10 protein-coding genes and 1 pseudogene are annotated in these 11,878 nt (G+C 43.8%); 7 read left to right on the forward strand and 4 right to left on the reverse strand.

Translation table 11 applies throughout. The annotated features are described in order from the left end of the window. Positions 1-35 precede the first annotated feature (35 nt). Positions 36-134 (reverse strand): annotated as a pseudogene (locus Q5H80_RS21130) (IS5/IS1182 family transposase); the annotation flags it as partial. A 425-nt stretch (positions 135-559) separates the two neighbouring features. Between Q5H80_RS21130 and thrS the strand changes: the two are divergent. From thrS to yqfB, 5 genes are all read left to right on the forward strand, one after another. Beyond that, positions 560-2,488: a threonine--tRNA ligase gene (gene thrS / locus Q5H80_RS05855; RefSeq protein WP_304569201.1), complete on the forward strand. Its 1,929-nt coding sequence runs from the start codon at positions 560-562 to the stop codon at positions 2,486-2,488. Between the two features lie 65 nt (positions 2,489-2,553). Continuing rightward, positions 2,554-3,042, forward strand: coding sequence for a translation initiation factor IF-3 (infC, locus tag Q5H80_RS05860; RefSeq protein ID WP_369809715.1), 489 nt, complete (start codon positions 2,554-2,556; stop codon positions 3,040-3,042). A gap of 104 nt (positions 3,043-3,146) precedes the next feature. Beyond that, positions 3,147-3,341, forward strand: a complete 195-nt coding sequence (rpmI, locus tag Q5H80_RS05865; protein ID WP_004738430.1) for a 50S ribosomal protein L35 — start codon at positions 3,147-3,149, stop codon at positions 3,339-3,341. 42 nt (positions 3,342-3,383) lie between these two features. Next, complete coding sequence (gene rplT, locus Q5H80_RS05870; protein ID WP_004733517.1) at positions 3,384-3,737, forward strand: 50S ribosomal protein L20; 354 nt, start codon at positions 3,384-3,386, stop codon at positions 3,735-3,737. 212 nt (positions 3,738-3,949) lie between these two features. Beyond that, a complete protein-coding gene (gene yqfB, locus Q5H80_RS05875; RefSeq protein ID WP_304569202.1) occupies positions 3,950-4,264 on the forward strand; it encodes a N(4)-acetylcytidine aminohydrolase in 315 nt (104 codons plus the stop codon). A gap of 277 nt (positions 4,265-4,541) precedes the next feature. Here yqfB and Q5H80_RS05880 read toward each other — a convergent pair whose 3' ends face one another. From Q5H80_RS05880 to Q5H80_RS05890, 3 genes are all read right to left on the reverse strand, one after another. Continuing rightward, entirely contained in the window at positions 4,542-5,780 is a 1,239-nt protein-coding gene (locus tag Q5H80_RS05880) for a leucine-rich repeat-containing protein kinase family protein (RefSeq protein WP_304569203.1), read from the reverse strand. A gap of 139 nt (positions 5,781-5,919) precedes the next feature. Continuing rightward, positions 5,920-6,498, reverse strand: a complete 579-nt coding sequence (locus Q5H80_RS05885; protein ID WP_304569204.1) for a TetR/AcrR family transcriptional regulator — start codon at positions 6,496-6,498, stop codon at positions 5,920-5,922. Beyond that, positions 6,495-7,931, reverse strand: a complete 1,437-nt coding sequence (locus Q5H80_RS05890; protein ID WP_304569205.1) for a coniferyl aldehyde dehydrogenase — start codon at positions 7,929-7,931, stop codon at positions 6,495-6,497. The genes Q5H80_RS05885 and Q5H80_RS05890 overlap by 4 nt, the downstream gene beginning before the upstream one ends. A gap of 579 nt (positions 7,932-8,510) precedes the next feature. Between Q5H80_RS05890 and speA the strand changes: the two genes are divergently transcribed. Together speA and speB are read left to right on the forward strand one after the other, a co-directional pair. Next, positions 8,511-10,400 (forward strand): arginine decarboxylase, encoded by a 1,890-nt coding sequence (gene speA / locus Q5H80_RS05895; protein ID WP_304569385.1) that lies wholly within the window; start codon positions 8,511-8,513, stop codon positions 10,398-10,400. Then, positions 10,400-11,326, forward strand: coding sequence for an agmatinase (speB, locus tag Q5H80_RS05900; RefSeq protein WP_304569206.1), 927 nt, complete (start codon positions 10,400-10,402; stop codon positions 11,324-11,326). Before speA ends, speB begins: the two co-directional genes overlap by 1 nt. Positions 11,327-11,878: the final 552 nt, after the last annotated feature.

The raw sequence follows: 11,878 nt of genomic DNA on the forward strand, positions 1-11,878 counted from the left end.
ATTGATATTCCAAAGGAACAATTACTGGTGATTTTATCGATGGCAATGTGCAGCCTCCCCCATACTCTACGTTTACCATTCATCCGGTGTTTTTTGACTTTTCATTCACCTTCACAATAAAACTTAAGGCCTCCCGTACTCACTTTGTTTACTTTGCGGCAAACTACTTACCGCTTTTAGAACAATCCAAAAGGTTAGAGAGCCACGGTTAATAAGTGATTGGTTATATTGCTTCCAGTTAATTGTCTTGTAATGAGGCTTAGTCATAAGACTACGGGAGGTAGTTGATCTGATTGTAGGTTATGCATTAAGGCGCATTAAATTGCGCAACAAAGCTTTTCGGTTATGTAGTTTTTGTGGCGCTGTGGGACTAACATTGTCATTTCATATAATTTCGTTACAATGTTCGGCTACTCACAAATGGGGCATCTGTATTTGCTTCTATGTGGGTATCTTTATTATGCATATATCTCCGATCAACATACTTGTTGGTTGAAAAACATATATTAAACATTTTCATGTGTTGCTTGGTGTGCAACACCACTGTAAAGGACAAATAATGCCAATTATTACTCTTCCTGACGGTAGTCAGCGTCAATTTGACAAACCTGTATCAACTCTAGATGTTGCCCTATCAATCGGTCCTGGTCTTGCGAAAGCAACTATTGCTGGTCGTGTAGACGGCGAGCGTGTTGATGCTTGTGATCTTATCGAAAACGATGCAAGCCTAGAAATCATCACTGCTAAAGATGAAGTTGATGGCCTTGAGATCGTTCGTCACTCTTGTGCTCACCTTTTAGGCCATGCGGTTAAGCAGCTTTTTCCAGAAGCGAAAATGGCGATCGGTCCTACTATCGATAACGGCTTTTACTACGATATCGACCTTGAGCACTCTCTGACGCAAGAAGATCTTGAAAAGATTGAAAAGCGTATGAAAGAGCTAGCGAAGACCAAGTACCAGGTTGTTAAGAAGAAAGTTAGCTGGCAGGAAGCGCGTGACGCATTCGAAGCTCGCGGCGAGACTTACAAGATTGAAATCTTGGACGAGAACGTTTCTAAAGACGATCGTCCAGGCCTGTACCATCACGAAGAATACATCGATATGTGTCGTGGTCCACACGTGCCTAACATGAGCTTCTGCCAGCACTTCACTCTACTTAACGTAGCGGGTGCTTACTGGCGTGGTAACAGTGACAACAAGATGCTTCAACGTATCTACGGCACTGCATTCCACGACAAGAAGGCGCTTAAAGCCCACCTTGTGCGCCTAGAAGAAGCGGCTAAGCGTGACCACCGTAAAATCGGTAAGCACTTAGATCTATTCCACATGCAGCAAGAAGCACCAGGCATGGTGTTCTGGCATCACAACGGTTGGACTATCTTCCGTGAGCTAGAAGTATTTATTCGTCAGAAGCTGACTGAGTACGATTACCAAGAAGTAAAAGGCCCATTAATGATGGACCGTGTTCTTTGGGAACGTTCTGGTCACTGGGATAAGTACGCTGAAGCGATGTTTACGACTTCTTCAGAGAACCGTGAATACGCGATTAAGCCAATGAACTGTCCTGGTCACGTTCAAATCTTCAACCAAGGTTTGAAATCTTACCGTGATCTACCGCTACGTATGGCTGAGTTCGGCTCATGTCACCGTAACGAGCCGTCTGGCGCACTTCACGGCATTATGCGTGTTCGTGGCTTCACTCAAGATGATGCTCACGTATTCTGTACTGAAGACCAAGTTCAGCAAGAAGTGAAAGCTTGTATTGAAATGGTTTACGATACTTACACAACTTTCGGTTTCGAAAACATTGTTGTTAAGCTATCTACTCGTCCAGAACAACGTGTAGGTTCAGACGAAATGTGGGACCGTGCAGAGGCCGATCTTAAGCAAGCGCTTGAGGCGATGGAGATTGCATACGAGATTCAAGAAGGCGAGGGTGCGTTCTACGGACCTAAGATTGAATTTACTTTGCATGATTGTTTGGACCGTGCATGGCAATGTGGTACAGTGCAGCTCGATTTTGCATTACCAGAACGTTTAGGTGCAACTTACGTTGGTGAAGATAACGAGCGTCATACGCCAGTTATGATCCACCGCGCGATTTTAGGTTCACTAGAACGCTTCATCGGTATTCTTATTGAAGAATACGCTGGCTTCTTCCCGACGTGGTTGGCGCCAGAACAAGCAATTGTTATGGGCATTACAGACAAACAGTCTGAATATGTACAAGAAATTGCGAAAAAACTGCAAAAAAGTGGATTTAGAGTCAAAGCAGACTTGAGAAATGAGAAGATTGGCTTTAAAATCCGCGAACATACTTTGAAACGTGTACCGTTCATGCTTGTGTGTGGTGACCAAGAAATGGAAGCCGGCGAAATTGCAGTACGTACACGTAAAGGTAAGGACCTTGGTAAATTTAAAGTGGATGACTTTATTTCATACATCCAAGCCGAGGTTTCAAACCGTAAGCTCAATCTGGAGGAATAGCTATTAAAGGCGGAAGACGTGGCCAACAACCGGCCAAACAAAACCAGCACCGTTTAAACGGTGACATTCGTGGCGTTCGTGAAGTGCGTCTAACTGGCGCAGACGGCGAAGCTGTTGGTGTAGTAACAATCGCAGAAGCGATGGAAGCTGCAAATGAAGCTGGTATGGATCTTGTAGAGATCAGCCCTAACGCCGAGCCGCCAGTTTGTCGTGTGATGGACTACGGTAAGTTCCTCTTCGAGAAGAGCAAAGCTGCGAAAGAGCAGAAGAAAAAGCAAAAGCAGGTTCAGATCAAGGAAATTAAATTCCGACCTGGAACTGATATTGGAGACTATCAGGTAAAACTACGCAACCTGACTGGTTTCCTTGAAGACGGCAACAAAGTGAAGGTAACAATTCGCTTCCGTGGCCGCGAAATGGCTCACCAAGAAATCGGTGTTGACGTTCTTAATCGTTTGAAAGTAGATACTGAAGAATTTGCAGTTGTCGAATCTTTCCCAACGAGAATTGAAGGTCGCCAGATGATCATGGTGTTGGCCCCTAAAAAGAAGTAATTAACGGCTTTACAAGTAATTAAACCTTGCAGTCCTAGGCTGTAGGGTTTTATTCGCCCTAATTACTATGTTATTAACAACTCAACAATGCGGAGTTATTCATCATGCCTAAGATGAAAACCAACAAAGGTGCTGCTAAGCGTTTCCAGAAAACTGCTGGTGGTATTAAGTTTAAGCACGCTGGTAAACGTCACATCCTGACTAAGCGTACTACTAAGAACAAGCGTCAGCTTCGTCCGAACTCGATCCTTCCTAAATGTGAAGTTGCTCAAGTTCTACGTATGATGCCATACGCTTAATTCTTTTTAGTTTATAAATTCGTTTAGTTTAGGAGAAGCATAATGCCTCGCGTAAAACGTGGTGTACAAGCTCGTGCACGTCATAAGAAAGTTCTAAAACAAGCTAAAGGTTACTACGGAGCACGTTCACGTGTTTACCGCGTAGCTTTCCAAGCAGTTACCAAAGCTGGTCAATACGCTTACCGTGACCGTCGCAACAAGAAACGTCAATTCCGTCAACTTTGGATTGCACGTATCAACGCGGCATCTCGTCAAAATGGTCTATCTTACAGCCGTTTCATCAATGGCCTTAAGAAAGCATCTATCGAGATCGACCGTAAGATTCTTGCTGACATCGCAGTATTCGACAAAGCAGCATTTGCTGTTCTAGTTGAAAAAGCGAAAGCATCTCTATAATTTAGAGTTAGCTTAAAGGTTTAAGAAAAGGAGAACTTCGGTTCTCCTTTTTTATTGCCTGTAATTTGGTTCTTGATAGAGATCCCCTATTCCTTCCTTCGTCAGTCTAGGGAGTGACGAGATAAAATTCAGTATCTAATTTTTATTCGCTTGAACAGGCATTCTGGTATATAAACATCTACCTAACCTCTAATGTTAAGCGACTGAGATAAATGACTACACCTACCACTATGACGTTCTTCGAACGTTTTGAGACTGACATCCTTTCTGGCAAAAAGACGATTACTATTCGCGATGAGTCTGAACGCGACTACCAGCCAGGTAGCGTTGTGGAAGTATCGACGCTAGAACAAGGCCGTGTGTTTTGTAACCTTAAGATCATCAGTGTTGAACCAATCCTGTTTGATGACTTAGGTGAATTCCATGCTCAGCAAGAGAACATGACGCTGCAAGTACTCAAAGACGTGATTCAAGATATCTATCCGGGTATCTCTCAGCTGTATGTGGTTTCTTACGAGCTTGTGTAGCCGGCTTTTAATTGAATTTGTTGATCAATACAGTGCATAACGCTTGAGCAATAAGAAAGGGAAGTCATAATAACATTCACTCTGCGGTTGAGTATAAGAACGGCGAGCTGCATTCGTACCTGAAGTTGGTGCAAGCTGAGCACTAACTCTTTTCATCGAGCTTGATTAAGCTAGCGACTTTCCAAAAAGCAAAAAGCAAAAAGCAAAAAGCAAAAAGCAAAAAGCCAACAGTGATGTTGGCTTTGTTGTTTTCAATTCGATTGAGTAGTTTAAGCTATTAAGCTTCGAAGTTCGCCAATCGAGTATAGAGCTCGCTGCCTTGATCTTGTTTTGCACATACGGTCAATAGGTCTTCAATAAAGTACTTCAGTGCACGCGCTTCAATTCTACGAATGCCTTGTTGCTGCTCTTCAGTCAGATAACCGTAGATAGTCGCCGCTCCGAAGTCACCAAAGATCATCTGACCTTGCTCGTTAACTAAAGTGTTGTGTGCGTATAGATCACCATGACAAACCTTATTGGCATGAAGGTGTTCAAACACATCAATCATCTGTTCGGTAATGCTATTGATCTGAGCAATTGAAAGCTTAAAGCCTTCGTTGAACGTATCGCGAGTGCAGCTTTCAAGAGTAGGGGGCAAACCTAGGTTGTAATAGTTGCTCGGAATCAGTTCCATGACTAACGCTAGGTAGTCTGACTCATCGACTTGAGCGATAGACTTCACTAGGTTGCTATGATAACCAGCCTGCAAGCAAGCTTCTAGTTCATCGTGTGGGTAACCGTCGCTTGTCACTTCACCTTTGAATACTTTAACGGCCACTTCTTGTGGGAAATCAAAGTCACGGTTCAACCAGTTAGCATGAGAAATCACACCAGACGCACCTTGGCCCAGCACTTGATTGAGTGAGTAGCATTGCGAGCTTACGGCAGGCACGCTATCTAAGCTGCTTGGATGTTTGCAAAATGGGTTACCCGCAAACGCTAACCAAGCCAGTTTTGGTAGCTTGATAAGGAACTCTGGGAATTCAGTAAGTTGGTTTGCAGACAGACGAACCAGTTCAAGGTTCGATAGGTTTTCCATACTTTCTGGTAAAACACGAATCTTGTTACCTGCCAATGCGAGCTTTTGCAGGCGTGGTCTTTCACCTAGTGAGTGAGGGAGAACCTCGATTGCATTGTCTGTTAGGATCAACCAACGTAATTGAGCAGGTAAAGATTGCTCGCTGACGGTTTTAATTTGGTTAGATTTGAAGCCAACCATTTCGAGCTTAGGAAGAGTACCGAGAACATCAGGAAGGTGCGTGAACAGGTTATTCGACGCGAAGATGATACGCAGGTTAGTCAGCTGTGATAGCTCGTCTGGTAAGCTTGATAGCTGGTTTCCATAAAGGTCTAGAACCTCTAGAGAATCGGCAAGCTCTAAGATCTCTAATGGAAAATCGGTGAGATCTGCTGACAGTTTTAAGTGCTTAATCCCTTTAAGTTGCCCTGATTTAAGTTGTTCTAGAGTATGCAAACCTTAGCCTTATGAATAGATGTTCGAGGCGTGTAGTTTACTTGTCTCAATCAAGAAAGGCGAGCCTCTAGAAGAGTGCTCGCCTAATGAATTTAACTTACTTACCTGGGTGTTTGTCTGCTTTATCAAGCTGTGGCAGCTACTTTGCTTGCCCACCAACGGCTCGCCAACACATATCAAAGCTATCATTGATGTACTCGGCTGACTGCTCTGGTGGTAACTCATTCTGTTCAATTAACCAGTTTGCACAAATCAAAAAGTGGCTGTGGATGAAGTGCCTAACAAGGTTGATGTCTAACACCATCAGCTCACCAGTTTCTTGTCCTTTCAAAATGATCTCGTCTAACGATGCGAACATTTTTGAAACAATCACTTCTCGAGTTTGAGTCGTTGGATCGAAATGAACATTGGTGAAGAACTTCATCGCAACTGGATTTTCTAACGCCCATTCAAGCCCTGTGAACCACATGAACTTAAAGGCTTGGTAGCGATCTTGTTCAGCGATTTCTGTGTGCTGGTCAAGCGTAGAAAATAACTCTATTTTCAGTTCACGAAACAGTTCATCAATCAGTAGAGATTTGTTCTCAAAGTGATGAAACAGTGTCGCTTTTGCTACGCCTGCTGTTTTCGCTATTTGTCCTGTAGATGTGCCCTCTAGCCCTTGTTGAGAGAAAAGCAGGAGTGCAGCATCTAGGATTTTTTGCCTTTTTGTGATCATCTATTGAGTACTTTGAACATCAGTTTTTTGATTGGGTTGTTGTAAGGAGGATGCATTAACTTGGTGAAATTAATTTTTCCTCGACTTAGAACGGTTTTGGCATGACTAAAGGTCTTGAAGCCTTCAATGCCATGATAGTGTCCCATGCCTGAAGGGCCGATGCCACCGAACGGCGCATCTTCTGCTGCCACATGTACTAGCGAGTCGTTAATACAAACACCGCCAGAATGCGTACTCGATAAGAACTGTTCTTGGGTCTGTTTATCATGACTCATCAGATACAGAGCAAGCGGACGTTCTCTTGCTGTGATGTAGTTGATCGCTTCTTCGATTGAATCATAAGGTAAGATTGGCAGTACCGGGCCAAACAACTCTTCTTGCATTGCGACCATGTCGTCATTCACTTCGGTAAGAAGGTGCGGCGTCATTCTGTGGTTCACATCATCTTGTGCTTGTTCTGTCACGGTGTGAATAACCGCACCTTTCGATTGTGCGTCTTCAATTACACCTTTCAAGCGATTGTACTGGCGCATGTTGATTACAGAGGTTAAGTCCTTGCTCTCAATACCTGCTTTATACAGTTTTTTGAAGTAACGCTTATAGGCTGTGATGAAGATGTCGACTTTATCTCGTGGTAATAAGATGTAATCGGGCGCGACACAAATCTGGCCAGCGTTTAGGCTTTTTGCAAATAGGATGCGTTCAACGGCGTCAGCCACATCAAAGTCAGGGGCAATAATCGTTGGAGATTTGCCGCCTAATTCCAAGGTTACGGGTGTTAAGTTGTCGGCTGCTGCTCTCATTACGTGCTTACCCACAGAGGTCGACCCTGTGAATAGAATATGGTCAAACGGGAGCTGGCTAAATTTCGCGGAAACGTCAGCTTCGCCTTCGATAATCGCGACTTGATCTTCACTAAAGCCTTCAGCCAACATTGCCTTTAAAACCCGGTTAGTCGCTGGAGTGAACTCAGACATCTTGAGCATTGCAGTATTACCGGCCGCAAACGCCGTGATGAGAGGACCTAAAGAGAGCATCACCGGGAAATTCCAAGGAACAATGATACCGACAACACCCACTGGCTGATAATGAACCGTGATCTTCGCTGGTGTCAGCATTAAGCCTGCTTTTCTTCGAGATGGCTTCAACCACTTCTTAAGGTTCTTCAGGCTGTAATTGATCTGGTGAAGAGAAGGGGTGATATCAGCAATCAAGCTGTCGTGTTTTGCTCGATGGCCATAATCTTCAGACACCGCATCAATCAATTGCCCTTGGTAGCGTATTAGCAACGCTTTCAATTCCGATAGGTCTTTTCTTCTCTGCTCAAGCACCGGATTAACATTACTGCGGTAGTGATCTTTTTGTCGGTTGAATATTTGCTCCATGTCGTTGGTGTTCGACGTGGTTGGTTCAAGGTCTAGATTATGGCTCATAGTATCCCCTAAATTCGGAAGCTGACCGATTGGTTGGTCGGTTAGAATTACAAGAAGATCGAACCGAATACAAGATATGTGCAAGAAAAGTTCAATAGTTGAGCGGCGACAACATTGAACTGGGCGAGTTTTAGTAGGAAGAATGAAGTATTAGTAGGTATCGAATCGCGGGATACAAGTAGTGTTTGTGATAGCGAAAATTCAGATTGGGAAGTGCTCATATTTGTCACAACGTTGACTTAATCTCACCCAGTTGGCTAAGAATTTTGTGTGCCTTTGGTATTTTATTCATCTTATTTTTTGTTAGAAAGTGCTTTAAATCTAATGCGCTTCAGCCTGTTTTTTTGCCTAAAACCTTGTAATACCTTACCTGTCACTTTAAGTCGCATCGTCGATAAATAAACGTAATCGTAACAACAAATATCAATGGTTGGACTCACTCTTCATTATATCGGTTAATGCAGCCAACAAATCGTTTTTGAACGTTTTTTGTTGGGTTATACCTCGCTATTCCCAAGAGGTATCTTCTGTCGATGGCCCTATAGTGTGAGGTCGCTAGAATTGGAAAATTCGGTTAATTTGGAACGCATCCGTGCTGAGTATAATGTAAAGCACTGGAGCCAAGGTTTTTATGGCATTGATGACAACGGCGAAGTGTATGTATCGCCGAGCGAAACGGATCATCAAGTCCCACTAAGTAAGATCGTAAAACAGTTAGAGCAAAGAAATATTGGTTTGCCTGCTCTTGTGCGTTTTCCTCAAATAGTGCATCAACGTGTGCACAATATCTGTAACGCATTTAACCAAGCGATCGACGAATATCAGTACGACAACCGTTACCTGCTTGTTTATCCGATTAAAGTTAACCAACAGAAAGAAGTGGTTGATGAGATCTTAGCGAGCCAAGCTCAATTAGAGCAGAAGCAATTGGGTTTAGAAGCGGGCAGCAAACCTGAGCTATTAGCAGTATTGGCGTTGGCTCAAAAAGCAAGCTCAGTGATCGTGTGTAACGGTTACAAAGACAGAGAATACATCCGTCTTGCGCTGATTGGTGAAAAGCTGGGTCATAAAGTATTTATCGTTCTAGAGAAGCTATCAGAGCTTGATCTTGTTCTTTCTGAAGCGAAAGCACTTGGCGTGGAACCTCGTTTAGGTTTGCGTATTCGTCTTGCTTCTCAAGGTGCTGGTAAATGGCAAGCAAGTGGTGGCGAGAAGTCGAAGTTCGGTTTGTCTGCATCACAAGTGCTTACCGTTATTGAACGTTTAAAAGCAGAAAATCAGCTAGATGCTCTTGAGTTAGTGCATTTCCATCTTGGCTCACAAATGGCCAATATTCGTGATGTGCGAAATGGTGTAAGCGAAGCGGCTCGTTTCTATTGTGAACTGCGCGATATCGGTGCTCAATTGAAGTACTTAGATGTTGGTGGTGGTTTGGCGGTTGATTACGATGGTACACGCAGCCAGTCTTCAAACTCAATGAACTACGGCTTGCTTGAGTACGCTCGTAATATTGTGATGACAGTAGGGGATATTTGTAAGCTCTACAATCAGCCACAACCTGTGATCATTTCTGAATCTGGTCGTTCGTTGACTGCGCATCACGCTGTGCTTGTTACTAACGTGATTGGTACAGAAAGCTATTCTCCGGAAGATATGGCTGCGCCTGAAGCTGACGCACCAATGTTGCTAAACAACATGTGGAAGAACTTCTTAGAGCTAGACGCAGGCAATGATGACCGAGCGTTGATCGAGATCTACAACGACACGCAGAGTGATATTGCAGAAGCGCACAACCAATTTGCCACCGGTATGCTGAATCTTCAACACCGTGCTTGGGCAGAGCAGATGTCTTTGCGTATCAACTACGAGCTTAGCACTCGTATGAGCACTAAGAACCGTTACCACCGTCCTATCTTGGATGAGTTGAGCGAGCGACTAGCGGACAAGTTCTTTGTGAACTTCTCACTGTTCCAGTCATTGCCAGACGCTTGGGGTATTGATCAGGTGTTCCCTGTATTACCACTGAGCGGTTTAGACAATGCGGATGAGCGTCGTGCTGTGGTGCTGGACATCACTTGTGACTCTGACGGTACGATTGACCAGTATGTTGATGGTCAAGGTATTGAAACAACCTTGCCAGTGCCTGCGTGGAATCCAGATGAACCATACTTGATGGGCTTCTTCCTAGTAGGGGCTTACCAAGAAATCTTGGGTGATATGCATAACCTATTTGGTGACACGCACAGTGTCGTGGTGAATGTTGATGAGAGCGGAGAGGCGAACATTGACTACATCAACGAAGGTGACACAGTAGAAGACATGATGCGTTACGTTCACATTGATATGGACCTAATTCGTCAGAACTACAAAGAATTGGTAACGGCTAAAGTACCAGCGCAAGAGCAGCAAAGTGTACTTGAAGAGTTAGAGCAAGGCTTGATGGGTTACACCTATCTTGAGGATTTTTAATGAACGATCTATTTACCAAGCCAGATTATTCGCTGTACTCCAATGCGATGACGTTTATGCGTCGTCCATTGGTGCAAAACCCTATTGATAACGATGCTGATGTGGTTGTGTTAGGTGCGCCGCTAGATATGGCGACATCTGGCCGCCCGGGTGCTCGCATGGGACCTGATGCTATTCGTCGTGCATCGGTAAATTTGGCGTGGGAAGGTAAGAAATTCCCGTGGGACTTCAATGTATTTGAACATACCTCGGTGATTGATGCTGGCGACCTTGTATTTGATTGCGGTGATGCTGAAGATCTGACTCAACGTTTAGAAGCGGCGGCTGATGCGATTTTAAGCAGTGGTAAAACGCTGTTAGGTTTAGGTGGCGACCACTTCATTACACTGCCTCTACTACGAGCGTATGGTAAGAAGTACGGTGAGATGGCGTTAATTCACTTCGACGCACATACTGACACCTACAACCAAGGCAGCCGTTACGACCACGGCACTATGTTCTACCATGCACCAAACGAAGGTCTTATCTCGCCAGGACATTCGGTGCAGATCGGCATTCGTACCGAGTACAAACAAGAAGGTCATGGCTTCAACGTCATCAATGCGATGCAAGCCAATGACATGAGTGTGGACGAGATCATTGCTCAAGTGAAAGATATTGTTGGTGATAAGCCAGTGTATCTGACGTTTGATATCGACTGTCTTGATCCTGCTTTTGCACCGGGTACTGGCACGCCAGTATGTGGTGGTTTGAATTCAGATAAAGTGCTGAAAATCATCCGTGGTTTGCAGGGTATCAACATGGTTGGTATGGATGTGGTAGAAGTGTCCCCAGCCTATGACCAAAGCGAAATTACGGCTCTAGCTGGTGCAACTATCGCACTTGAGCTGCTTTATGTTTGGACTGCAAATCGCTTAACAAAATAAAATAGTTAGCGAGCCATATTGAACGTGACAATCTCGTTTTACGGATAAACACCATCTTGCGGTACATTACCTTCTAAAAGCCGCCCGAGTTCAACTCGGGCGGCTTTTTGGTATCTATTGTTTTGTCCTAAAACGTATTCCATTTGACATGTGTATATCCAATGATAAGTCATGGCTATTGTTCCTCCATAGCACCTTAATATGTTGATGGGTATATATAAAACTGGCGAAATATACGCTTAATAAATGGTTTCTCATCCGCTTTGTGCTGAACACTGTCTCAAATTTGGGACTGCTCTCTGCTTTATTACCATCGCATCGTTTGCCTCAAGCAATGTCTTATATTCGCTCATGATTTATCTACTTTATTCCTGTATATCTTTATAGGATTAAAGAGATGCAATATCGCTGTGAGTTTATGTGCATATAAATCAATGCACTACTAACGTTTAATTTGTGTTTTAGAAACTCATAGAGAATAAGTGAATTTGTGAAAAGGAGTCTCTTAGCACAGACATGGCATTTTTTATGGGGAAGACTAGGCTTAACAGT

Source organism: Vibrio sp. SNU_ST1 (genome assembly GCF_030563405.1).
Lineage (GTDB): Bacteria > Pseudomonadota > Gammaproteobacteria > Enterobacterales > Vibrionaceae > Vibrio.